This is a genomic window from Duganella sp. P38, from assembly GCF_050859475.1.
Classification (GTDB): Bacteria; Pseudomonadota; Gammaproteobacteria; order Burkholderiales; family Burkholderiaceae_D; genus Rugamonas.
In genome coordinates this window covers 684,030-709,068 of the sequence record NZ_CP193936.1, presented here as the reverse complement: position 1 = coordinate 709,068, position 25,039 = coordinate 684,030, and the positions used below count along the sequence as shown (strand labels likewise).

Annotated in this window: 11 protein-coding genes, 3 pseudogenes and 1 riboswitch; of the genes and pseudogenes, 5 read left to right on the top strand and 9 right to left on the bottom strand. The window is 65.5% G+C overall.

Features of this window, described 5'->3' with window-relative positions; genetic code table 11:
- Nucleotides 1–9: 9 nt before the first annotated feature.
- From ACRQ5J_RS03195 to ACRQ5J_RS03185, 3 genes and pseudogenes are all read right to left on the bottom strand, one after another.
- The gene (locus ACRQ5J_RS03195) at nucleotides 10–378 is read right to left on the bottom strand and encodes a response regulator (protein WP_432381106.1); all 369 of its coding nucleotides are present in this window, start codon (nucleotides 376–378) and stop codon (nucleotides 10–12) included.
- 3 nt (nucleotides 379–381) lie between these two features.
- Complete coding sequence (locus ACRQ5J_RS03190) at nucleotides 382–1,536, bottom strand: methyl-accepting chemotaxis protein (protein ID WP_432381105.1); 1,155 nt, start codon at nucleotides 1,534–1,536, stop codon at nucleotides 382–384.
- A 198-nt stretch (nucleotides 1,537–1,734) separates the two neighbouring features.
- A pseudogene (locus ACRQ5J_RS03185) lies at nucleotides 1,735–3,341 on the bottom strand (methyl-accepting chemotaxis protein).
- A 227-nt stretch (nucleotides 3,342–3,568) separates the two neighbouring features.
- Here ACRQ5J_RS03185 and ACRQ5J_RS03180 point away from each other — a divergent pair.
- Nucleotides 3,569–4,189, top strand: coding sequence for a Crp/Fnr family transcriptional regulator (locus ACRQ5J_RS03180; protein WP_432381104.1), 621 nt, complete (start codon nucleotides 3,569–3,571; stop codon nucleotides 4,187–4,189).
- 125 nt (nucleotides 4,190–4,314) lie between these two features.
- Here ACRQ5J_RS03180 and panD read toward each other — a convergent pair whose 3' ends face one another.
- The 3 genes from panD to ACRQ5J_RS03165 all read right to left on the bottom strand — a co-directional run bounded on the left by panD (nucleotide 4,315) and on the right by ACRQ5J_RS03165 (nucleotide 8,280).
- Nucleotides 4,315–4,674 (bottom strand): aspartate 1-decarboxylase, encoded by a 360-nt coding sequence (gene panD / locus ACRQ5J_RS03175; protein WP_315254157.1) that lies wholly within the window; start codon nucleotides 4,672–4,674, stop codon nucleotides 4,315–4,317.
- Between the two features lie 157 nt (nucleotides 4,675–4,831).
- Complete coding sequence (locus ACRQ5J_RS03170) at nucleotides 4,832–6,436, bottom strand: serine hydrolase (RefSeq protein WP_432381103.1); 1,605 nt, start codon at nucleotides 6,434–6,436, stop codon at nucleotides 4,832–4,834.
- Between the two features lie 2 nt (nucleotides 6,437–6,438).
- Nucleotides 6,439–8,280, bottom strand: coding sequence for a M1 family metallopeptidase (locus ACRQ5J_RS03165; RefSeq protein WP_432381102.1), 1,842 nt, complete (start codon nucleotides 8,278–8,280; stop codon nucleotides 6,439–6,441).
- A 71-nt stretch (nucleotides 8,281–8,351) separates the two neighbouring features.
- Nucleotides 8,352–8,534: riboswitch (yybP-ykoY riboswitch) on the top strand.
- Nucleotides 8,535–8,550: 16 nt separating this feature from the next.
- Between ACRQ5J_RS03165 and ACRQ5J_RS03160 the strand changes: the two genes are divergently transcribed.
- A complete protein-coding gene (locus tag ACRQ5J_RS03160; RefSeq protein ID WP_432381101.1) occupies nucleotides 8,551–9,126 on the top strand; it encodes a TMEM165/GDT1 family protein in 576 nt (191 codons plus the stop codon).
- Here the strand turns inward: ACRQ5J_RS03160 and ACRQ5J_RS03155 are convergent.
- The 3 genes and pseudogenes from ACRQ5J_RS03155 to ACRQ5J_RS03145 all read right to left on the bottom strand — a co-directional run bounded on the left by ACRQ5J_RS03155 (nucleotide 9,097) and on the right by ACRQ5J_RS03145 (nucleotide 21,270).
- Nucleotides 9,097–17,794, bottom strand: a pseudogene (locus ACRQ5J_RS03155) (GH36-type glycosyl hydrolase domain-containing protein). The gene ACRQ5J_RS03160 and the pseudogene ACRQ5J_RS03155 sit on opposite strands and share 30 nt — an antisense overlap.
- Before the next feature lie 142 nt (nucleotides 17,795–17,936).
- Nucleotides 17,937–18,947: an IS110 family transposase gene (locus ACRQ5J_RS03150; protein WP_432380310.1), complete on the bottom strand. Its 1,011-nt coding sequence runs from the start codon at nucleotides 18,945–18,947 to the stop codon at nucleotides 17,937–17,939.
- 265 nt (nucleotides 18,948–19,212) lie between these two features.
- Nucleotides 19,213–21,270 carry an aminotransferase class V-fold PLP-dependent enzyme gene (locus ACRQ5J_RS03145; RefSeq protein ID WP_432381100.1) on the bottom strand — a complete coding sequence of 686 codons (2,058 nt, stop codon included), beginning with the start codon at nucleotides 21,268–21,270 and terminating at the stop codon, nucleotides 19,213–19,215.
- Between the two features lie 99 nt (nucleotides 21,271–21,369).
- Between ACRQ5J_RS03145 and ACRQ5J_RS03140 the strand changes: the two genes are divergently transcribed.
- From ACRQ5J_RS03140 to ACRQ5J_RS03130, 3 genes and pseudogenes are all read left to right on the top strand, one after another.
- Nucleotides 21,370–21,846 (top strand): Lrp/AsnC family transcriptional regulator, encoded by a 477-nt coding sequence (locus ACRQ5J_RS03140; RefSeq protein WP_432381099.1) that lies wholly within the window; start codon nucleotides 21,370–21,372, stop codon nucleotides 21,844–21,846.
- Between the two features lie 48 nt (nucleotides 21,847–21,894).
- Nucleotides 21,895–23,068, top strand: a pseudogene (locus ACRQ5J_RS03135) (HPP family protein).
- 72 nt (nucleotides 23,069–23,140) lie between these two features.
- Nucleotides 23,141–24,946 (top strand): DUF885 domain-containing protein, encoded by a 1,806-nt coding sequence (locus ACRQ5J_RS03130; protein ID WP_432381098.1) that lies wholly within the window; start codon nucleotides 23,141–23,143, stop codon nucleotides 24,944–24,946.
- Nucleotides 24,947–25,039 lie beyond the last annotated feature (93 nt).

Genomic DNA, 25,039 nt, shown 5'->3' with positions numbered 1-25,039 from the left:
GTCCCCGGATTATGGCAGCACCAGCTTGGCCACGGCGCCCAGCAGCACCTCCGGCTTGAAGGGCTTGACCACCCACGCCTTGGCGCCGGCTGCCTTGCCCTCCTCCTTCTTGCTCTCCTGCGATTCGGTGGTGAGCATGATCACCGGCGTGAATTTATAGCTGGGCAGCTGCTTGAACTGCTTGACGAAAGTGATGCCGTCCATGTTCGGCATGTTCACGTCGCACACCACCAGATGGATTTTCTGGCCGGTGCACTTGGACAGCGCATCGGCGCCGTCGCGGCCTTCGATCACATCGTAACCGGCGCCCTTGAGCGCAATGCCGACAACCTGGCGCAGCGAGGCCGAATCGTCGACCACCATGATGGTTTTTCCCATGTCTCATCCACCTTCAGAAAAAGTGATTTCGTCGGCCTCGGAGGCCGCCGGCGCCGCGATCCTGGCGCCGCTATGGACCGCGTGCTCTTCCGCCATCGCATAGGTCTTTTGCAGATCGTTCATCAGCCGCTCCGCTTCCAGCGGTTCCAGCACGCCGGTATCGATGTAGCGCTGGCGGTTCTCGCGCAGCAGCGGCAGCAGCTGCTCCATGTTGGCGCGCACGTGCGACATCACCTGGCTGACGCGATCCTGGAACTGCAGCTGCACCAGCGCCTCGCCCACCTCGCCCTGAATGCCTATGCTCTGCTGCTTGAGCAGCGCCGACGACTGCACCAGTTCATCCATCATCTGGCGGAACTCGCTCAGCACCGCTTCGATCAGGCCCTGGGCCGACTGCATCGATTTATCTTCCGCCTCGCTGGACTGCTCGGCGGCCTGGCTGGCGGCGAGAATGGCGCTGCTGATCAGGCCCACGCGGTTGGTGATTTCCTTGCCGGTTTCGGCGGAGCGCATCGACAGCATGCGCACTTCGGTCGCCACCACCGCGAAGCCGGCGCCCGCGGGGCCGGCGCGCGCGGCCTCGATGGCGGCGTTCAGCGCCAGCAGATTGGTTTGCGCGGCGATGCTGGCCACGCCTTCGGCCATGCCGCGCAGTTCGCGCGTGAAGCGCTCCAGGTCCCTGATCTGCGTCAGCATGGCGTGCTTCGAGGCCATCGCCGATTTCATCGACGCCACCACCGAGCCAAGCCGCTGCTCGCTGTGCGCGAACACCTCGGTCATGGCGTGGTCGCCCTGCTCGCTGCCGCTGGAGACATGCAAGGCGCTATCGAGCTTGTCGACGATGTTGGAGAAGCGCGCGGCCAGGTCGGAAACGGCCTCCTCCATCTGCGCGCGCGAGTTTTCGATATGGCGGCACCACACCGGCAGCACGGCGTCGGCGAAACGTTCGCGGCCCGCGAGGTAGTGGTCGATCATGGCATTGTCGCCGCCGGCGGAGGCCGGGCTGAAGCTGGCATCGCGCGTCAGCCACGCGGCGGCGGCCAGCAACAGCGCCGCCCAGATCAGCGTATACCATCCCCAGGCGCTCCAGCCCGCAACGATGGTGCCAACTGCGCCCGCCGCGGCCAGGCCGAACGGGACTAGTGCTTTGCTACTCAAGCCGCTTTGATGGATCACTGGACGCCACCTCACTATCGTAGCCGGGCGCCGCGAAAGCCGGCGCCGTCGGGAGGTCCACTGTAGCGCAGAAATACACACGCGCGCCACCACGCACGCGTGAATGCCGGCGCTGTTGCAGCGATACAACCGTAGCGCCGGCCGCGCGGCGCCAGGGTGCGCGCGCGGCCGTGCGCGCCGTCAGACCAGCAGCTGCCGTGCCGCGCCGCGCAACACCGTCCGCGCGCCGGCGCCGTGTTCCAGCTTGAAGATGCTGACCGCCTCGGCCAGCTGCGCCGCCTGTTCCTGCATGGCGCCGGCCGCAGCGGCGGCCTGCTCCACCAGCGCCGCGTTCTGCTGCGTCACGTGGTCCATCTGCGCAATCGCTTCATTGATCTGCTCGATGCCAACCGTCTGCTCGACGCTGGCGTTGCTGATCTCGCCGACGATATCGGTCACGCGCTGGATGCTAGTGACCACTTCGTTCATGGTGCTGCCGGCCTCGCCCACCAGCCGCGTGCCGGCCTCCACCTTGTCGACCGAATCGTCGATCAGCGACTTGATCTCCTTGGCCGCGCCGGCCGAGCGCTGCGCCAGGTTGCGCACCTCGGACGCCACGACGGCGAAGCCGCGCCCTGCTCGCCGGCGCGGGCCGCCTCCACCGCCGCGTTCAGCGCCAGGATATTGGTCTGAAAGGCGATGCCATCGATCACGCCGATGATGTCGACGATCTTCTTCGACGAAGCATCGATCGAGGCCATGGTCTGCACCACGTCCGACACCACCGCGCCGCCGCGCTGCGCGACCTCGGCGGCGCTGGCGGCCAGCTGGTTGGCCTGGCGCGCGTTGTCGGCGTTCTGCTTGACGGTGCTGGTCAGCTCCTCCATCGACGAAGCGGTTTCCTCCAGCGAGCTGGCCTGCTCCTCGGTGCGCGACGACAGGTCCAGGTTGCCGGCGGCGATTTCGGTCGAAGCGGTGGAGATCGTGTCCGTACCGTTGCGCACCTCGCCGACGATACGCACCAGGTTGCCCGACATGCGGTTCAGCGCGAACAGCAACTGGCCCGGCTCGTCCTTGCTGAAGTCGCCCGCGCCGCGGCTGCCGTTGCCGGCCAGGTCGCCCTCGGCCACGCGCTCGGCCAGCACCACCGCTTCATTGATCGGGCCGGTAATGCCCTTGGTCAGCCACCAGGCGAACGCCACGCTGAAGCCCACCACCAGCACCGCCAGCAGGATCAGCTGGTTGCGGCTCTGCTCGGCCACCTGGTCGATGCGCTCGGCGGCCAGGTCGATCTGCTTGCGCTGGTGGTCGAGAATGCGTTGCAGATTGGCTTCATACACCTTGGTGGCGGGAATGAACACCTGCTCCAGCAGGCGCGCCGCCTCGTCCGCGTCGCCGGCCGTCTTGGCCTTGGTCAGCGCGTCGCGCGACGACAGGTAGGCCTGCCGGGCGGCGTTCAGCTCCACCATCAACGGCTTGTCGTCGTCGTTGACCAATGCCTCGATCTGCTTGATCAGCTTCTGCGAATGGTCGGTGGCGCTCTTGGTCTCGGCGGCAAAGAAGGCGGCCAGCGACGGGTCCGAACTCTTGGCGATGGCGGTGGCGCGGCGGATGCCGGTGGACACATTGCGCGCCCAGTCGGAGGCCATGCGCTCCTTGGCCAGCGGCTGCGCCATCATTTCACGCGTCGCCTCGGCCACGCCGTGCAGGCGGTGGATGCCGAGCGCCGTGTTCAGCACCAGGATGGCAAGGATGATGGTGAAGCCCAACGCCATGCGGCGGCCGATGCTGAGATCGGTAATTTTCATGCTGTCTCCTGTGATTACGAGTAGTTGCATAATAGTAACTCATAATAAAGTCCTGACGGCAACTTCTTCAACTTATTGAAGTTTGAAATATTTTTAGAAATTTCGTTCTTTTTTGCAACAAATATTGTGTCAGAGACTTGGAAAGCGTTTACACTTTGCAGTTAGTCTTGAACCGCCGTCCCTTCAGCACGGCTGTTCCTCCCCCACGCCACTCCTAAAAAACTGAGATGAGCAACGCATTCCTAGAACACCGCGCGAAATACCGCGAAGTCGTTTCACGCCGTTACGGCGTCACCCCCGAACTCTACGACGAGGCCTCGCGCCTGCTGGCGCCGCTGGCCGTGCCTTTCGCCATGCGCAAGGGAGAGTATCTGCAGCGCATCGGCACGCCGGCGCAGTACATCCACTGGCTGCACGCCGGCGTGGCGCGCACCGGCTTCATCACCGAGGCCGGCAACGAGGTCACGCTGCACTTCCAGAGCGACGGCGAGGCGGTCGGCGCGCACGACGACCTGCTGCGCCTGCGCGACGGCGAGCCGGCGTTGAATTTCGTGGTGGCGGAAACGGCGGTCCAGGGCTATCGCCTGGACTGGCAGGAAGTCAGTGCGCTGTATGAAAGCAACAGTCGGCTGCGCGACTACTATCTGGGCGCGGCGCAGCGCAGCATTATCGAGCAGAGCCGCCGGCTGTACCTGAACGCCTCGCCGGCGCAGGGCCGGCTGAACGCCTTCCGACGCGAATATCCTGGCCTGGAGCAGCGCATCTCGCAGAAGGTGGTGGCGTCCTTCCTCGGCATTACGCCGCAGTATATGTCGCAGCTGCTGCGGCAGGATGGCAGCAAGGCATGAAAAAAGGCACTCCGCGGAGTGCCTTTTTTATTCAGCCCGTCATGCCCGCGCAGGGGGAATCCATGGATCGCCCGGGGGGCATGCAGCGCATGGGTTCCCGCCTGCGCGGGAACGACGGGGTTTGGTTATTTCTTGATGCTTTTGATTTTGTTGTTTTCGTCGACGAAGACCAGCTTCGGCACGTGGGTCTCGATTTCCGCGTCGGTCATCGGGCCGTAGGTGCAGATGATCAGCAGGTCGCCCAGCTGCGCCTTGCGGGCGGCGGCGCCGTTCAGCGAAATCTCGCCGCTGCCGCGCTTGCCTGGGATGGCGTAGGTGGCGAAACGCTCGCCGTTGTTGACGTTATACAGTTCGATCTGCTCGTTGACTTTGATATCGGCGGCTTCCAGCAGGTCGACGTCGATACCGCAGGAACCTTCGTAGTTCAGGTCGGCCTGGGTCACCGTTACGCGGTGCAGCTTGGAGCGCAGCATAATACGTTGCATAGAATCTTTCCTTCGATAGTAATCGTTCAAACTTGGCATCCTGTCCAGGCAGCGGCAGCGACGCGAGGGCGGCATTGTACCATCTGCTGCGCTGCAACGCCGCATCCCCCGACCGGCCGCCGACGCCGGCCGACGGCCGCGCCTGCGGGCCAGCGGTCTAACGATTAGCGCCTGCGCCGGCCGGACGTAGTGGCGTAAACAGCAGGTCGCGGAAGTCATAGCTGAAGTCCGTCTCGGTGGAAATCGGCGCCATCTTCATGCGCTCGATGCTGCCGTCCGGATTCAGCGCAAACGTCACATAGGCGTCGGCGTTGAAGTTGCGCTCCTTCCAGCGCACGATAAAAGTATCGTGCTGAAAGTGCTCCAGCTCCCCGGTCAGATCCGGCGTGCGCTCGAAGCGCATGATGCGCTTGCCGCCCTCCTCGCGGATGCTGGCCTTGCCGTACCACGCATCCTCATATTCGCCATCATAGGACGCCAGCGGCAGCGACGGTTTCGACTCCGCCGCGCGCGCCGTGTGCTCCTTGCCCAGGCGTTCCTGCTCCTCCCGCTGCGACGCCGCCTGCTGGTCGGCATACAGCTTGATCCAGTCGCTCGGCGGCACCTTCAGGTACCGGTCCAGGATGCGGTAGTACAGCGAGGCCATGGCCGGGCTGTTCTCGGCATTGGTCAGGATGGCGATGCCCAGCTTCTCTTCCGGCACCATCAGCACCGTCGAATAAAAGCCCTGCAACGCGCCGCCGTGCATGGCGATCTTGCGGCCCTTGTAGTCGCGCAGCTGGAAACCGAGGCCGTAGGCGTAGAAGTTGGGCTTGGTGGCAGCCAGCGCCGGCTTGGGCTCGCGGATGCGCATCGGCGTCTGCTCGCTCCACATCTCGGCGGCCTGCCGGGCGCTGAACAGCTGCTGGCCGTTCTCCATCTTGCCGCTGTTAAGCAGCACCGTCATCCAGCGCGCGATGTCCTCGGCGTTGGTGTTGATGCCGACCGCGCCCACCGCGTTGGGCACCGGCATCGGCTTGACCACGGCGATCCTGTCATTGATCCTGCTGTGCGGCGCCGAGTGGTTACTGGTGGCCAGCATCTCGGCCACGCTGGTCTTGGTGCCGCTCATGCCCAGCGGCGCCAGGATGCGCTCCCGGATCGCCTCGCCCCACGGCTTGCCGGCTTTGTCGGCGATGATCTTGCCGGCCACGATGTACAGCAGGTTGTCGTAGGCGTAGCTGGAGCGGAAGCTGGTGGCCGGCTTGATGTAGCGCAGCCTGGCGATGATTTCGTCGGTGCTGAACCCGGTGCTCGGCCACCACAGCAAATCGCCGGCGCCCAGGCCCAGGCCACTGCGGTGCACCAGCAGGTCGCGGATGGTCATCTCGCCGGTGACATACGAGTCGTACATCTGGAAGCCCGGCAGGTGCTTGGTGACGGGATCGTCCCAGGCGATCTTGCCCTCGTCGACCAGCATCGCCAGCCCGGCGGCGGTGAATGCCTTGGAGTTGGAGGCGATTTCGAACAGCGTCTTGCCGTCCACCGGCGCCGGCTCGCCGAGCTTGCGCACGCCGTAGCCCTTGGCCGCGACCACCTTGCCGTCCTTGACGATGGCGATCGCCATGCCCGGCACGTCGAAGGTTGTCAGCGCGCGGTTGACGTCCGCGTCGAGATTGAAGGCGGGGACGGACGCCGCCGCCGGCGCCGCCACCGCTGGCGCGCCGCCGGCCGCGCCCCAGACCGCCAGCGTCAGGGCGGCTGCTGCGAAGGTACGTTGCATCATCATTTTTGTTTGAATGCCTTATCGACCGAAGCCTGGGTCATTGGGTGGTAATGCGTGCGCGCCCTGGCGTACACCGTGCGCGCCCACTCCTTCTCGTTCGGGTTCTTCAGCAGCGCGGCGTACAGCGGCACCACGAACTTCTGGCGGCCCACGCTCATCAGGAATTTGTTGAGCGGCTCGCGCACGTTGTAGCCGGCCTTCACCGACGACAGCAGGAAGCGGTAGGCGATTTCGTTGTTGCCGGTCTTACCGAGGCCGAAGGCCTGGTCCAGCTGCTGCATCTGCAGCGCACTGGCCTTGCCGTCGATGTCGTTCAGGAAGTGCATCCACTCCAGCGCGATCCAGTTCTTGGCCGGCAGCTCGGCGGTCGGCAGCTCGCCCTTCAGCCAGGCGTCGCGCTGCGCGTCCAGCGCGGCCAGGCGCGGCGAGCCCGCGTGCTTGGCGGTGGCCGGAATGCCAGGGCCGTACAGCCACTCATCGAGCTCGGACTGCGACATGATTTCCGGGTGCGCGTCCAGCAGGTTCTTTTTCAGGTAGTCGACAAATTCGTCGGTGGTGGCCGACTTGAACGCGTGCTGGTCGAACCAGCCGCGCAGGAACAGGTCGAACACGTCGCGGCCGGCGCGCTGCTCCAGCGTGCGCAGCAGCCACGCCCCTTTCGGGTACACCAGATTGCTGTCGGTGTAGCTGGCGGCGCTGGTGTCCGGGTCGCGCGTGAGCAACGCCTGTTTGGCGGCCGGGATTTTCGCCAGCGAGGCCATGGCTTCTTCCTGTTCCACCTGCAGGTTCATCTCCGCCACTTCGTCGCCGTAAAGCTTTTCGACGATGCGGGTGGTGACGTAGGTGGTGAAGCCCTCGTTGAGCCAGAAGTGCTTCCACGAGGCGTTGGTCACCAGGTTGCCGGACCACGAGTGCGCCAGTTCGTGCGCGATCAGGTCGACCAGGCTCTTGTCGCCGGCGATCATGGTCGGCGTCAGGAAGGTCATGCGCGGGTTTTCCATGCCGCCGATCGGGAACGATGGCGGCAGCACGATCATGTCGTAACGCTCCCAGCGATACGGGCCGTACAGGCCTTCGGCGGCGGCGATCATTTTCTCGGTGTCCACCAGCTCGTTGGCGGCGGCCTCGATGCGCTGCGGCTCGGCGTACACCGCCGAGCGCGGGCCGACGTTGCGCACGTCGATCTCGCCGATGGCGATGGCCAGCAGGTAGGACGGAATCGGCTGCGTCATCCTGAACTTCCAGCCGCCCTGGCCGGTGGCCTTCTGGTCGTTCTCGGCGCTCATCACCACGCGCATGCCGGCCGGCGCCTCGATGCGGGCGCTGTAGGTGAAGCGCACCGCCGGCGTGTCCTGCACTGGCGCCCACGAGCGGGCGTTGATTTCCTGCGACTGGCTGAACATGAACGGCCGCTTGCCGGACAGGGTCTGCTCGGGATTCATCCATTGCAGCGCGCTGGCCGACGGCGCGGTGCGGTAGTAGACACGCACTTTCTGCGGCTGGAACGGCAGGGCGATGCGCAGCGCGCGGCCCTTGTCCGCGTCCAGCTTGTCGAGCATGAAGGAGACGGCGCTCCAGCGGCCGGCGGCGTTTTGCACCTGCACCTTGGCGATGTTCAGCTCACTGGTGTCGAGCACCAGCGTGCGGGCGTTCTTGTCGATCCAGTTCAGCGTCAGCTCGGCGTAGCCGGCCAGGATCTTGTGGCTGAAGTCAGCCTTCAGGTCGAGATACAAATCGGTCGTGCGCACCTGGTCGTAGCGGGCGTAGCTCAGCGGATCGGCGTGGGCGGCCAGCGACATGCATGCGGATAGCACGAGTGCGGAGATGGTCTTCTTGATCATATGGTGATACTTTCAATGTTGGCTTCAGCGCGAAGCAGAATACCATAGGGATGTTTCTGGCATGTGTTAAACTAGCGGTCTTTAGTGGGGAGTAGTCGGCTTGCGCCGCCCCGGCGCAAGAACCTGTGTCAACATAATCGGTCCGCAGACCGTGGCGCAGGTGGCCAGGCAGCACAGGCTTGACGAGACCATGACGGGGGTGCGGCCATGATGGGCCGGAGTCGCGCCTGCGTCATTGGTTAATCGTTCCGGCCCGCGTACTCTCTGATCATGGAAGCATTCTTCGTCTCTACCGGCATTGTCGCCCTCGCGGAAATCGGCGACAAAACCCAGCTCCTCGCGTTCGTCCTCGCTGCCAGGTTCCGCCGTCCATTACCGATCGTCGCCGCCATTCTCGTCGCCACCGTCGCCAACCACGCATTCGCCGCCGCCATCGGCACCTGGATCACCAGCCTGATGGGACCGGAGCTGCTGCGCTGGGTGCTGGGGGCGTCGTTCCTGGCGATGGCCGCGTGGACGCTGGTGCCGGACAAGCTCGATGACGAAGACACGCCGGTGGCCGGCTACGGCGTGTTCCTCACCACGCTGATCGCCTTCTTCCTGGCCGAGATGGGCGACAAGACGCAGGTGGTCACCGTCGCGCTGGCGGCGCGCTACCACAGCATGCTGGCCGTGGTGTGCGGCACCACGCTGGGCATGATGCTGGCGAACGTGCCGGCCGTGTACTTCGGCGACAAGATCGCCAACCGCATCTCGCTCAAGCTGGTGCACGGCGTCGCCGCGCTGATCTTCGCGGCGCTGGGTGCGGCCACGCTGCTAGGCGCCGGCGCCAGCCTGGGGGTGTAGCGCCGCCGGCGCCGCAGGCAGCAGCAGCTCCACGCGGTGCGTGCGGCCGCTGTCGCGCAGCGCGATCTTGCCGTCGGCCTGCGGCACGCCGTCCACCGTCATCACCGGCGCCGGCGTATCGCCCTTGCTGACGCGGATCTCGTAGGTGGCGCCGCCGTGGCGGTAGCTCAGCGCGAAGGTGTTCCACTCGGGCGGCATGCGCGGCTCGATCCTGAGGTGATCGGCCGCGCGCGTCAGGCCCAGCAGCGACTCCAGAATCAGCCGGTACATCCAGCCCGACGAGCCGGTGTACCAGCTCCAGCCGCCGCGCCCCACGTGCGGCGCCACCGCGTAGACGTCTGCCGTCACCACATATGGCTCCACCTTGTACACCGCCGCGCCCTCGGCGCTGCGCCCGTGCATGACCGGATTGATCATGCGCGTCAGCTCCCAGGCGCGCTGGTTCTCGCCCAGGCGGGCGAAGGCCATCGCGGTCCAGATGGCGGCATGGGTGTACTGGCCGCCGTTCTCGCGCACGCCCGGCACATAGCCGCGGATGTAGCCCGGATTCGGCCCGGCCTTGTCGAACGGCGGATCGAGCAGCTGGATGATGCCCGAGTCGCGCCGCACCAGGCGCTGGTTGACCTGCTCCATCGCGCCGCGCACGCGCACCGGATCGGCGGCGCCGGACAGCACGCCCCAGCTTTGCGAGATCGAATCGATCTGGCATTCCTCGTTGGTGTGGGAGCCGAGCGGCGTGCCGTCGTCGAAATAGGCGCGGCGATACCACTCGCCGTCCCACGCGTTCTGCTCGACGTTGGCGGCGATGCGGCGCGCCTGCTCGCGGCACTCGGCGGCGAATTCGGCGTCGCTGCGCATGTCGGCCACTTCGGCGAAGCGCTTCAGCACCTCGCACAGGAAGAAGGCCAGCCACACGCTCTCGCCCTTGCCATGCTCGCCCACCTTGTCCATGCCGTCGTTCCAGTCGCAGGAGCCGATCAGCGGCAGGCCGTGCGCGCCGAAGCGCAGGCCGTTGCGGATGGCGCGCTGGCAGTGGTCGTACAGGGTGCCGCGCTCGACGGAGCGGGCCGGCATGTCGTAATACGAATCCTCCTCCGGCTTGACCGGGCGGCCCTCCAGATATGGCGCGGTTTCGTCGAGGATGGCCAGGTCGCCGGTGGCCGAAACGTAGCGCCAGGCGCCCAGCGGCAGCCACAGATAATCGTCCGAGCAGTGGGTGCGCACGCCGCGGTCCGACGGCGGATGCCACCAGTGCTGCACATCGCCCTCCAGGAACTGGTGGGCGGCGCACAGCAGCAGCTGGTCGCGCAGCAGCTGCGGTTGCGCGTGGATGGTGGCCATCGCGTCCTGCAACTGGTCGCGGAAGCCGAAGGCGCCGCCGGACTGGTAATAGCCGCTGCGCGCCCAGATGCGGCAGGCGATGGTCTGGTACATCAGCCAGCCGTTGGCGATGACGTCCAGCTCCGGCTCCGGCGTTTCGATGCGCACCGCGCCCAGGGTTTTCTCCCAGTGCGCGTGCACGGCGGCCAGCGCCTCGCGCGCGGCGTCGGCGCTGCGGTGCTTCTGTACCAGGCTGCTGGCGTCGGCGTTGCGGCGGCCGGCCACGCCCAGCACGAAGACGATCTCGCGCTCCTGGCCCGGCAGCAGTTCGAACGGCGCCTGGATCGCCGCGCAGGCATCCAGGCCGGCGCCGATCTTGCCGGACAGGCGCGAACGGCGCAGCGCCGCCGGCGCCGCCAGCGTGCCGTTGCGGCCCATGAACTCGGTGCGGTCGGCGCTGATGGTGCGCAGCGTGGCGTCGCAGTTGAAGAAGGCCACGCGGCCGCTGAACTCCGTGTTGTACGGGTTCCTGGCGAACAGCGCGCCGCTGACCGGGTCGGCCTCGGTGACGATGTGCATGCCGGACTTGGAGCGCATGTCGCCCAGCACCCACTCGACATAGCCGAAGGCCGACAGGCGGCGCTGCACCAGCGAATCGTTGCGCACTTTCAGCACCGTGTACTTGATCGGCGCGTCGACCGCGACGAAGGTGGTCATCTCGCTGTGGATGCCGGCCTCGATATGCTCGAACACACTGTAGCCGAAGCCGTGGCGCGTGATGTAGTTGCCGTTGCCGCGCGCCGGCAGGGCCGTCGGCGACCAGAACTGGCCGCTCTGCTCATCGCGCAGATAGAAGGCTTCGCCGCTGGCGTCGCTGACCGGATCGTTGTGCCATGGCGTGATGCGGTATTCGTGCGCGTTCTCGTGCCAGGTGTAGGCCTGGCCGCTTTCCGAGATCACGGTGCCGAACTGCGGATTGGCCAGCACGTTGGACCACGGCGCCGGCGTGCGTTGCTTGTCGCTGGTGGTGATCACGTATTCGCGGCCATCCGCGCTAAAGCCGCCGATGCCGTTTTCCAGCACCAGGCCGCGCGCCGGATGCGTGACCGGGCCGGCGTCCGCATACTCGCCGCGGCCGTCCGCCAGCAACGGCGGCATGCGCAGCGTCGGCGGCGCCGGGCGCTTGATCTGCTCGGCCAGCGTGCCGCGCGCATCGCTGATGATGACGCGCGCCACCGACTGCATCAGCACCCGGTCCTCGTTCGGGATCTGGTCCATCAGGCGCACGAAGATGCCGCCCGGGCGGTCGATCGCCTGGGCATCGATGCCGGAGGCGATCAGGCCGATGATCTGGTCGTGCAGCGCCTGGCGGTAGCCGGAATTGTCCTCGTACCAGATCACCAGGTCCACCACCAGCCCTTTCAGGCGCCAGTAGGCGTGCGCCTGCACCATCTGGCGCGCCAGCTCGATGTTGGCCGGGTCTTTGATTTGCAGCAGCACGATCGGCAGGTCGCCGGAAATCGCGTATGCCCACAGGCCGGACTGGCCGCGCTGGTTCTTGATCAGCGTTGCCGCCTCGGCGCGCAGGCCGGCGTTCGGGTAAATCACCGAGTTGGCCAGGCGGCCGTACAACTGGCCGTCCGCCTCGCTGGCGTTCAGCTGGCGCAGCACCACCTGGCTGTGGGTCCACGCCAGCTCGAACACGCGGTCGGCCAGGTGGCGGTCGTGGTACTTGTCGATCAGGTGCAGCGCGGTGTCGCGCTGCTCGGCCATGCCGGTGACGATATCGACCGTCGCATACTGGTCGGGCTTGAGCGTGATGGTATAGCGGATCGCCACCACCGGATCGAGCACCGAGCCTTCGGCGCCGCTCAGGGCGCCCTGGTCCAGCATCGCGCTTGGCGCGGCGGCCGTGTTGCCGCGGCCGATGAAGCGCGAACGGTCGGTTTCGAACGACACGCCGCCGACCGGCACGTCGTGCACCATCATCGAATGCATCATCCACGGCGGCGACTCGTGCGCGCCGCGCGGGCGGCGCGTGCACAGGATGGCGTTCTCGGACTTGAGGATTTCGGTCTGCACAAACAGCTTGCTGAAGGCCGGATGGGCGTTGTCGGCGGCGGCCGGCGCCATCACCACCTCGGCGTAGCTGGTCACCTCGATGGTGCGCACGCGGTCGGACTTGTTGGTGATGCGCGTGCGGCGCAGTTCGATATCGTCCTCCGGCGACACCACGATTTCGGTGTACAGGTCGATATTGTGGTCGGAGCGGCGGAACTCGGCGCGGCCCTCGGAGAAGATCACCTCATATTTTTTCGGCTCGACCAGCGACGGCTGGTAGGTGGTGGACCAGAACTCGCCGTCCTCCACATCGCGCACGTAGCAGAAGTTGCCCCAGTTGTCGCGCGTGCTGTCCTCGCGCCAGCGCGTCACCGCCAGGTCCTTCCAGCGGCTGTAGCTGCCGCCGGAGTTGGTGACCATGACGTGATAGCGGCCGTTCGACAGCAGCTGCGTTTCCGGCACCGGCGTCGAATGCTGCGTCAGCACGCGCAGCGGGTTGGCCTGCTCCGGCGCGGCGGCGCGGATGGCCGCCATCTCGGTGGTGTTGGAATAGAAGGCGCCGGCCTGCGGGCTGCGCTCCTGCAGCACCAGCAACGTCGATTGCAGCAGCGGATCGGCCTCGAAGCGGCGCTGCATCGGCCGGTCATGCAGCAGATAGCTCAGCGCCAGCAATCCCATGCCCTGGTGGTGGACCATGAAGGAGCGGATCACCGCGAAGCTCTGGCCGCGCGGCAGGCGCGAAGGGGTGTAGTCGACCGCCTCGAAGAAACCGTAGCGGCCCATGAAGCCCAGGTCCGCCATCTTCTGCAGATTGGCGCACGAGGCTTCCGGCTGCACCATGAGGCTCATCATGGTGGCGTAAGGGGCGATCACCAGATCGTCGGCCAGGCCGCGCTTCAGGCCCAGGCCTGGCACGCCGAAGGCGCGGTACTGGTAATTCAGGCTGGCGTCGACCGTGTTGTAGCCGGATTCGGAAATCCCCCACGGCACGTTGCGGCGCTTGCCGTAATCGATCTGCGCGTCGATCACCGAGTTGTAGGTCTGATCCAGCAGCGTGCTCGGATAGTTCGGCATCACCAGCAGCGGCATCAGGTACTCGAACATCGAGCCGCTCCAGGACAGCAGCACCGGCTTGCCCGAAACGATGCACAGCTGGCGCCCCAGCGCGAACCAGTGGTCCTGCGGCAGCTGGCCCTGGGCGATGGCGACAAAGCTGGCCAGGCGCGATTCCGACGCCAGCAGGTCATAATAGCTGGCGTCCAGGCGGCGGTCGGTGACGTTGTAGCCGATGGCCAGCAGATTGGTGGTCGGATTGAACAGGAAGCCATACTCCATCTGCGCGAAGGCGCCGCAGCGCTGCGCCATCTCGGCCAGCGCGCGCATGCGCTCATGCGCGTTGCCGCTGCCCTGCTCGAACAGCGCGGCCAGGCGCTGCTGGCGATCGCGTTCGTCCGGCGCCAGGTCGTTGATGGCGATGGACGAGGAAGCGCGCGCCAGCGCCGCCAGTTCGCGCAGCGTCGGCATGCGCGTGATGCTGGTGTCGAAGATGGCGTCGGCCGGCAGCGCCGACCATGGCGTCAGCGCCGCCAGCTCGTCCAGCGCCGCGTGGCATTGCTGCGCCAGCGAGGCTGCCCACATGGCGGCGTCCTCGCTGTGGGCGGCGGCGTGCGGCTGGAACTCGTCCACCGCCGCCGTCACGCGCGTCAGCCAGGCGTGCAGCTGCTGCAGGTCGGACGCATCCGGCGCCGGCGACAGCGCCGCCAGCACGGCGGCGCCATCGATCAGCGGCGTGGCCGGATCGCCCGCCTGCGCGGCCGCGGCCAGCGTCTCCTGCAGCACGCCGGCGGTGGTGACGATGCCCTCGATGATCTGCGGACCGAGTACCGGCTCGTCGAACAGGCCGGTGAGGCCGGACTGCAATGTCAGCAGGTGGCCACCGAGATTGCCGCTATCCACCGACGAGATATAAACCGGGTGCAGCGGCTTGAGGGTCTGGGTGTCGTACCAGTTGTAGAAGTGGCCGTGGTAGCGCTCCAGCTGGTCCATGCTGTCGAGCGTGTGATTGGTGCGCGCCATCATCTGGCCGACGGTGACGTAGCCGAAATCGACGGCGCTCAGGTTGGCCAGCAAGGCCATGCCGATATTGGTCGGCGACGTGCGATGGGCCACCACCTGCACCGGATGCTCCTGCATGTTATCGGGCGGAAGCCAGTTGTCCTCGGGGCCGACGAAGCGGTCGAAATAGGCCCAGGTGCGGCGCGCCAGCCTGTTGAGGAACTGGTGCTGCTCGGGCGACAGCTGCGCGCTCTTGCGTTCGATCGGGCGGCTGATCCAGTCGGCGATGGCCGGCGCCACCAGCCACGCCAGCAGGAACAGCGCGGCGGCCGGCAAGCTGGCCGGCTTCCAGCCGAGCAGCCAGCCGCCGATGAACAGCGCCAGCACCGGCGCGATCCACATCGTGCGCCAGGTGCTGAAGGTGCCGTCGGCCTGGCGCGCCAATGCCGACGCGCGCCACTCGAGCTGGCGGCGGTGCGACACGAAGGAGCGCCACAGGCTGCGCAGGATGGCGTCCATGCTGAAGTAAGCCTCATACGGCAGGAAGGCCAGCATCAGGACCGCGTGCGAGAACTGCATGCCGGCGCGCCGCAGCGAGGCGCGGATATGCTGGCTCCACAAGGTGTCCTGCGGGCGGCGGCACAAGTCGTACAGCATGCTGACCAGCGGCGGCAGGAAGATCACCGTCAGCACGGCGCCGGTCCACAGCCATGGGTCGGGCAGCCAGCGCCACGCGGTAATCAGCGACAGCACCAGCGCCGGCGCGGTCAGGCTGCGGCGCAGGTTGTCGAACAGCTTCCAGCGCGACAGCAGCGACAGCGGATTGCGTTCGCGCCGGCCGCGCCCCGGCACGCGGCCGGCCAGCCAGGAAATCAGCTGCCAGTCGCCGCGTATCCAGCGCTGGCGGCGCGTCACGTCGTCGCTGTAGCGGGTTGGATAGGCTTCGTAGAGTTGCGCGTCGCTCAGCAGGCCGGCGCGCAGGTAGCAGCCCTCCAGCAGGTCGTGGCTGAGGATTTTGTTTTCCGGCAGGCGGCCGCCCAGCACTTGCTCGAAGACGTCGACATCGTAGATGCCCTTGCCGATAAAGGAGCCTTCGAAGAACACGTCCTGATAGACGTCGGAGACGGTGCGGGTGTAGGGATCGATGCCCGGCTCGCCGCCGCACAGCTTCTCGTAGCGCGAGGCGTTCTCGCTCGGCAGCGCCACCGCCACGCGCGGTTGCAGAATGCCGTAGCCCTCCACCACCAGGCGGCGCTGGCTATCGACCACCGGCCGGTTCAGCGGGTGCTGCATGGTGGCGATGAACTGCCTGGCGGCGCTCGCGCGGCAGCTGGGTATCGGTATCGAGCGTGATGACGTAGCGGATGCTTTCCAGCTCCGAGGTGTCGCCCACCACCACCGAGAACTTGTCGCGCGCGCCGCCGCGCAGGAAGCGGTTCAGGTCTTCCAGCTTGCCGCGCTTGCGTTCATAGCCCATCCACACGCCTTCGCGCGGATTCCACAGGCGCGGGCGGTGCAGCAGCAGGAACGGCGTGTGCGGCGTGCCGTCATCGTACTTGTGATTCAGGTGCGCGATGTTGTGCTTCATATGCTCGACCAGCGCGTCGTCGTTGGGCAGGTGTTCCGCGCGCGCGTCGGCGAAATCGGTCAGCAGGCAGAATTTCAGGTTCGGATCGCGGTTGGCCAGAAAGCGCACTTCCATCTGCTCGAACAAATCGTCGATATTCTCCTTGCTGTAGACCAGCGTCGGCACCACCACGATGGCGCGCGCGTCGGCCGGTATGCCCTCCTTGAAATCCATGCGCGGCAGCGGATTCGGCCGGGTGACCAGGGTCGCGACCCAATTGACAAGGCTCAGCGCCAGCTGGCTGCTGCCCAGCAGCGCCAGCACGCCCAGCGCCAGCAGCACGCCGCCACGCACGCCGTGGAAGGCGGCGCGCTCCATCAGCAGCGCGGTGGCGACAAAGGCGATGGCGGCGATGGCGCCAAGGTAGGACGTCAGCGGCGAAGCGCGCGAGGTTTGCTGGAACGCCTCGATCCACGGGCGGCGCATCCGGGCCTGCTTTTCCAGCGCGGCCAGGCCGCCGCCGATCAGGTAAAAGCCCACGTGGCCATGGCGCGGATCGCCGCTGCCGTGGTGCGCCTGCGCCAGCGCCAGCGCCTGCTGCGCCACCTCCGCTTCGGAGAAGCGCGAGCGCTTGGCGATTTTCTCGATGATGTGGCGATACTGGTCGCGCGTGGCGAACTCCATTTTGCCGTAGATATCGGCCGGGTCCTGGCGCAGCGTTTGTTCAACCACGCTCATGGTCTCGACGAACTCCTGCCAGTCCATCGTGCCGAGGAAGCGCAGGCTGCCGATGCTGTTGGCGATGGACACCTGCTCCGCCGCCTGCTGCTGGATCTCGGCCTGGATCTGCTGCTCGATGGTCTGGCCGGATTCGGCCAGGCGGTGCGTGATCCACGTCAGCGCCAGCGTCAGGGCCGGGCTTTGGCCTTGCAGGCGGCGCGCCAGTTCGGCCACAAAGGCGCTGGTGATCGGCGGATTGGAGCGGGCCATGTCGGCCACCATCAGAATCAGGCCGCTCGGATTCCTCTCGGCGATCTCGGTCATCTGGTCGGCCCAGGCATTGGCCAGGTCGCGCTGGATGCGGTTCTCGGCCACGCGGGCGGCGACGCGGCGCAGGTTCTCGATCAGCGCCAGGCGCAGCATGATCGGAATCGCCCACAGCTCGCCGAGCTTGAGGGTGGCGACTTCCTGATAGGCGTCGACGAAGCGGCACAGCGATTCCGGATCGACGCGGCCGTCGCCGTGCGAAATAATTTCCAGCGCGATCTTGTAGACGCGCGGGCAGCCATCGGGCGCGCCCTTGCCCAGGCGCGGCAATTCCTTGCTGTAGTCCTTCGGCAGGTGACGCCGGGCAATGCGAATCTGTTCTTCGATTAAATAGAAATTGTCCAGCAGCCACTCCGAGGCCGGCGTGATCTGGCGCCCGGCCTTGACGGCGGCGGTCAGCTCGTCGCAGGTGGAATCGATGACGGCGGCGTTCTCGGCCAGACGTGACAAGAGGCGGTCGCGGCCGCCTCGTTTGCTCAGTTCATGATGTTGCGCCAGGGTCTTGCCATGTGCGGCCATTTGCGCGGCGCTAAACAGTTCCGCGCGTAGCGGTAAATCTTCGTCGTCCTCATCGGATACCAGAGCGCCGGTTTGGGATTCGCGGAAGCCCATGGTCATCTCGGGCAGCAGGGGATTGGACTTATTCAACTTGGACCTCGCTTGGAATTCTGCGAATGAGAAATTATGTGCCAGAGCATCGTACGAGAGCGCACGGAAGGCGACTGTACGGTCACGAACATAACGAGGTCAGCATTCGGGGTCAGATACCGTCTTGAATGGCAAGCCCTTTTGAAAGGTAATTGGCGTCAAAGGGCTTGCCGGTACGAATGACACCGTAGATGAGATGCACGAGCTTATGCATCACGGCGCCGATCACGGCTTTTTTCGCCATGCCATTATTCGCCAGGCGCTGGGCAAACTGGTGTAGTAGCGGGTTGTGGCGGCTTGCCACCATGCCGGGCATATAAAGCGCGGCGCGCATTGAGGTGTTGCCCTTGCGGCTGATGGTGGTGCGCCCCCGAAGCGAGGTTCCTGAGCTGCGCTGGCGTGGCGTCACGCCGAGAAATGCCGCCAAGGCCTTCGCGTTGCCGAAGCGCCGAATGTCGCCCAACTGGCCCAAGATGCGAGCTGCGGTGGTGTTACCAATGCCTGGAATACTGGTGATGAGCTGCGCGTCGTGCTTGAGGCCGGGATGGCGGTCGATGTGGTCATCCACGTCGTCTTCCAGTTGCTTGATCTCGGTGTCAAACCAGGCAATGAGCAAGCGCGCGTGCTCAGCCACCTCGCCCATGCCGCTGGCCTCATAGCTTTCCAGCCGGTTGCGTTCCTGCTGGCGCATATCCTTCAGAGCCAGTATCCGCTGCGACCACGCACGCAACTGACGTTGCTCCAGCGGAGCGGGCGCCCACGTTGCCGGCGCCATCGCCGCGCAGTAACGTGCGATCAATGCTGCGTCCGCCTTGTCGGTTTTATTGCGCAGGTTCTCGCTCTGGCCAAAGCCCTTGATGCAGCCCGGATTGACTACGCTCACGGCGAGCCCGGCATCATAAAGTGTGGTCGCCACCTCCTCGAAATACACGCCGGTCGCTTCCATGCAGACCCGTAATGCCGCCTTGGGTAACTTGGTCTTGTCCAGCCATTCCAAGAGCACCTGATGGCCTGCGGCAGAGTTATCTATGACCTTGCTCTTGATCTTGCCGTTCACTAGCAGGGCCACGTCGAGCTTTTTCTTGCCGACATCAATCCCCACGATTGCTGTTGAGCTATCCATTTTTGACCTCTCTCGTATGCGGGCTTACGCGCGAGGCGATGACCCAAGATACCGTTCGGACTTTTAAAATGAAACAGGCAGGGGCACCAATCTGACCCACGGGCTCAATGGCCCAAATTCTGATCGGCATCACCCTGCCTGACCACCTCCGTCACTTTATCCGATGATGGGGCGGTATGCTCAATATACGAGGTCTGACATTAGCACACGAGCTCAGCTGCTGCGCAGCTGAGCTCGTGTGCTAATGTCAGACCTGACCCTGGATTTAGGCGAGGGCGAGGCCGCCGTGGAGGCTGTAGGCTTGCGGGTGGCCGAGGCGGCGCAGGCATTGCGCGGCCTTCATGCTGCGGTTGCCGCTGCGGCAGTAGAACACCAGCGGCGCAGGTTCCTCGTGCAGCCAGGTGCTGGCGTATTCGGCCAACCGGCTCAACGGCACGCTTAGCGCTGGACGGCCGGCAGGAGCCGGCGCCACGGCGGCGGCAAATTCATATGGCTCGCGCACGTCGATCAGGCGCGCGTCCGGATGGGCTTGCAGGAAGCTGGCCAGCGCGGCGCTGTCGAGTTGCGCGTCGGCAGTAGTGATTGCCTGGGTGGCAGAAGTTGTGCCGCTACACAGCTGGTTGCCGTCATCGCGCGTCGGGCATAACACGGTGCGCTCGGTGCTGACGTCGCGCAGCGCTTGCGTGATCTGCGCGCTGAAGGCGAAGCGTACCGCGGCGGCCGGCAAGCGCGCACCGTCCGCCACACCCAGCAGATAGGCGCGCTGCGCCTGGCCCGGCACGCAGGCCAGCACTTGCGTGCCCACTGTGATGGCGCTGGCGGCCGCGCCGCTGGCCACTGCGATGACGGCGGCATTCGCCGGCCAGCCGTACTCGTCGGCATCCGCGGCGCGGTTGTAGTGGCGGCCCAGCGCTGCGATCAGTTGCGCGCGGCCGGCGTTCGGCTGCGTGCAGACCACCGCCTGCACTTGATAGTTTTGGCAGCGCACGTAGGCTTCGATGCGCGTCGTGTGTTCCGGCAACGGGTCGATGACGATGCAGCTGCGGCTGGCGGCGTCCAGCACCATCCAGCTGCACGCGCCCTCCACGCCCAGTTGCAGCAGTCCGTCGTGCGGCACCGCCGTGCGCTCCGACGGGATCAGGCAGCTGGCGCGCAGCGCGGCGCCGCAGCGCTCGATACGGGCACAGGCGGCGGCGATGGTGGCCTCATCGGCCAGCGGGCCGAACGTTAGCCGGATGGCGCCGGCGCTGCGCCATAGCGGCAGGCCCATCGCGTCCAGCACGTAGCTCGGCGCGGCCTTGGATGAGGAACAGGCGCTGCCGGCGCTGACGCGCACTTCGGCCGCGTCAAAGACGTCCATCAGTTCGCGGCTCGACAGGCCCGGCACGGCGAAGTTGATGGTGGTTGGCAATGCCTTGTCGAACGGATTGTTGAATACCACGCCCGGCAGCGCGGCGCGCAGGCTGTCGGCGATGCGCGCGCGGAAGCTGCACAGCTCGGCATGGGTGCGGAAGGTGTCGCCACGCTCCAGCGCCGCCAGCACCGCGCCCAGCGCGGCGATGCCAGCCATGTTTTCGGTGCCGGAACGTTGGCCGCTTTCCTGGCCGCCGCCCATGATCAGCGGCGTGAAGGGCGTACCGGCGCGCACGTACAGCATGCCGATGCCTTTTGGCGCATGGAGTTTATGCCCGGAGAACGGGGCGTAATCGATGCGGGTTGACGACAGATCGAGCTTGAGCTTGCCCAGTGCCTGGACGCAGTCGACCATCCAGCAGGCGTTGCAGTTTGTCTCGTTCAGCACGGCTTCGATGGCGGTCAGGTCGCTGATGACGCCGGTTTCGTTGTTGGCGGCCATGGTGCAGATCATGGCGGCTTGATCGGCGACGGCGCGCAGCGCGGCCAGGTCGTGGGCGCCGTTGCCGTCGACCGGCAACTTGTGCAGCGTCAGATTCAGGCCCAGCAGGCGGTTCCAGTGCGCCAGGCTTTCCGGCACCGCCTTGTGTTCGGTGGCGCCGTAGACCAGCAGCGCGCCGATGGCCCGGCCGGCGTCGCGGCGCTCGCGCAGCGCGACCAGCGCCGACAGCACGGCGGTCTGGATGCCTTCGGTGGCGCCGCTGTTGAAGATCAGGCGGCCTGGTCCGACGCCGAGCAGACGTGCGGCAGAGGCGCGCGCCTGGTCGAGTATCGCTTTGGCCTTCAGGCCGGTGCCGTGGGTGCTGCTGGGATTGCCATAGCGCTGGCCCATGGCGTCGGTGGCGGCGGCGATGGCGGCTGGCAGGACAACGCTGGTGGCGTTGCTGTCGAGATAAATTTCTGTAGTCATGCATATAGCTTACTGAGTTATGCGGAAATAGTCGTACCAAAATCCTGCCTCTCTCGGTAAGATGTAGAGAATTTATCCTATCTTTGGAAGAATATTGGAATGAACTCACTTGACCGCTACGACTATGCCATCCTCGACGCCCTGCAACGCGACGGCACGCTGTCTGTCGCCCAGTTGAGCGAGCAGGTTGGACTGTCCTCGACGCCGTGCTGGAAACGCCTGCGCCGGCTGGAAGAGGATGGCTTTATCGAGAACCGCGTAGCCATCGTCAACCGTCGCAAGGTCGGCTTGCCGGTCACAGTGTTCGTCAGCATCCGCACTACCCAGCATGACGAGAAGTGGTACTCCCGCTTTGCAGCAGCCGTGGCGGCATTGCCGGAAGTGCAGGAATTTCACCGCATGAGTGGCGACGTCGACTACCTGTTGAAGGTGGTTACGAGCGATATCGAAGGATATGACCGCTTTTACAAGAAGCTGACCAAGTCCGTCCAGCTCACCGGGGTGTCGTCCGCCTTTTCGATGGAACAGATCAAAATTACAACGTCCTTGCCGCTGGGGTTGGTCTCGCACCAATAGAGTGCAATCGTGAGATAATGCTCCATTTCAAATACTTGATTTGGATCAATGCGCGCCTTCCTTGAAAGCTGGCTGCCCAGCGCCCCCACCGCCAATTCCCGCGAACAATTGCGCGCCTCCGCCGGCGCCCTGCTTGGCATTCTGCTGACCGCCCTGCTCAGCCACGTTCTGCTGCAAAACACCCATGCGTCAATTTTCCTGGTAGCGCCAATCGGCGCGTCGTCGGTGCTGCTGTTCGCGCTGCCGGCCAGTCCGCTGGCGCAGCCGTGGTCGGTGATCGGTGGTAACGTCATCAGCGGCTCTGGTGGGCGCGGCCTGTGTCCGCTGGTTCGGCGACAGCCTGCCGCTGCCGGTGTTGGCCGGCATGGCGTGCGGCGGCGCCATCGCCGCCATGTTTGTCATGCGCTGCCTGCACCCGCCCGGCGGCGCGGTGGCGCTGACCACGGTGATCGGCGGCCCGGCCGTGCACGCGGCCGGTTTCGAGTTCGTGCTGATGACTGTCATGGCCGATTCCATCCTGCTGGTGTTAATGGCCATCACGTATAACAATCTGACCGGCCGCAGCTATCCGCACGTGCAGCAGAACGCGCACCTCAATCCGCACGCCACCAAGGACGCGGTGCCGACCGTGCGCCTCGGCTTCAAGCCGGAAGATTTGGACGCTGTGCTGCAACAGCATAACCAGGTGCTGGACATCAGCCGCGACGATCTGGAGTCGCTGTTCATGCAAACCGAGCAGCGCGCCTACCAGCGCCGCTTCGGCATCATCAATTGCGCCGACATCATGTCGCGCGACATCGTCAGCGCCGAGTTCGGCACTGGCCTGGAAGAAGCTTGGCAGGAGATGCGCAAGCATCGTGTGGTATGCCTGCCGGTGCTGAACCGTGCGCGGCGCATCATCGGCATCGTGACGCAAACCGACTTCCTGAATCACGGCGGACTCGACAGCTATGGCAGCATTCGCCAGCAACTGCAACGATTCCTGCGCAAAACCGGCGTAACCCACACGGAAAAGGCCGAAGTAGTCGGCCAGATCATGACCCACCATCCCACCACCGCGCGGGTCGACACGCCGATCGTCGACCTGGTGCCGTTGATGGCGGACTCGGGCTTCCATCACATCCCTATCGTCGACGAAGAAGAGCGCTTCGTCGGCTTAGTCACGCAATCGGACCTGGTGGCGGCACTGTATGAAAGCCGTTTCGCGGAAGCGGCGGCCTGATACAAAATTTGTCCCGCGCCGGCTGCGCGATGGCTTATGCTAGCGGCCAACTTAGTTACGTCAGGGACAAACATGACCGCACGCCGCAATCTCATCGCTCCGCTCGCCGCCGCCATCGCGCTGGCTTTCTCTCCCATCAGCCACGCCGCAGCACCGGCCGGCAAGGTCAGCGCCGAGGTGGCCGCCTCGGCTAACCAGGCCTTGCTGGCCATCGCCGATGACTACTACGACGCCGTGGCCCGCTTCGAGCCGATCGGCGCGACCGAAAACGGCGACAACCGCTTCGACGATCAACTGGGCCTGAGCATTTCGCCGGCCAAACGCGCCGCGCAGTTCAAGCTCTACCGCCAGTTTGCCAAGCGCCTGCAAGCGATCAGCCCGCATCAGCTGGACCAGAAAGGCCGCATCAACTACGACATCCTGCAATACGAGCTGAAGGGCCTGATTGTGATGGAGCGCTTCCCCGAGCACCTGTTGCCACTCAGCCAGATGGATAGCGTGCCGGTCACGCTGGCCAATTATGCCGGCGGCGAGGCGTCGCAGCCGATCGGCACGGTCAAGGAATACGATGCCTACCTGAGCCGCCTGTCGCAAATGCCGGCGTGGATCGACCAGGCCATCGCCAATATGCGTCTCGGTATCAAGAAAGGCGTGACGCAGCCGAAGGCCATCATGATTTCCGCCCTGCCGCAGTTCCAGAAGCTGGTGAGCGCGACGCCGGAAGCCAGCATCTACTACACGCCGATCACCAGGCTGCCGGCGACGTTCCCCGACGCCGACAAGCAGCGCCTGACAGCCGCCTACCGCAGCACCATCAACGACAAGGTGATGCCGGCCATCGCCCGCCTGGCCACCTTCCTGGAAAAGGAATACGTGCCGGCCTGCCGTACCACCACCGGCCTCAGCGCGGTGCCGGACGGCGCTGCCTGGTATCAGGCGCGTGTCGCCAACGCCACCACTACTACGCTTAAACCGGACGAAATTCATGCCATCGGCCTCAAGGAAGTCGCGCGCATCCAGTCGCAGTTTGCAGTCCTGGGGCCGAAGCTGGGCTACACCGGCCCGGCCGCCGGCCTGCCGGTGTGGGTGGCGGCGCAGCCGAAGTTCTTCCCGTTCAAGACCGAAGACGAGGTGCAAGCCGTGTTCCACAAGCTGAACGACGTGCTCGACACCAAGCTGCCGGCCATGTTCACGCTGCTGCCGAAAGCCAAGTTGGATCTGCGCCTGGAACCAGAACTGAGCCGCGCCACCGCCTCCGACCATTACACCGCGCCGGCCGCCGACGGTTCGCGTCCAGGCGTATTCTGGTCTGTGGTCAACGATCCGGCCAAGTACGGCAGCACCGGCATGACCACGCTGTTCCTGCATGAAGGCAAGCCGGGCCATCACTTCCACATCGCGCTGATGCAGGAACTGAACCTGCCGAACTTCCGCAAATTCGGCGGCAACAATGCGTTCACCGAGGGCTGGGCGCTGTATTCGGAAACGCTAGGCAAGGAAATGGGGCTGTTTGAAGATCCGGCGCAATACTTCGGCCACCTGAACGACGAGCTGCTGCGCGCCACGCGCCTGGTGGTCGATACGGGCATGCATGCCAAGGGCTGGACCCGCGAGCAGAGCATCAAGTATATGCAGGACACGCTGGGCTATACCGACTATGCCAAGAGCGAAACCGAGCGCTACATGGCCTGGCCGGGCCAGGCGCTGGGCTACAAGGTGGGTTCGCTGAAGATTCAAGAGCTGCGTGCCCGTGCCGAGAAGGCGCTGGGCGACAAGTTCAGCTTGCCGGCGTTCCATGCGGTGGTGCTGGGCGACGGTACGGTGCCGTTGGCGCTGCTGGAGGAGAAGGTCGATCACTGGATCGCCTCGCAGCAGTGACCCGTCATTCCCGCGTAGGGGGACGGTCCGCCGCTGCGGTCCATGGGACGCGTCAGAAACAGGCGCAGCATGGGTTCCCGCCTGCGCGGGAAC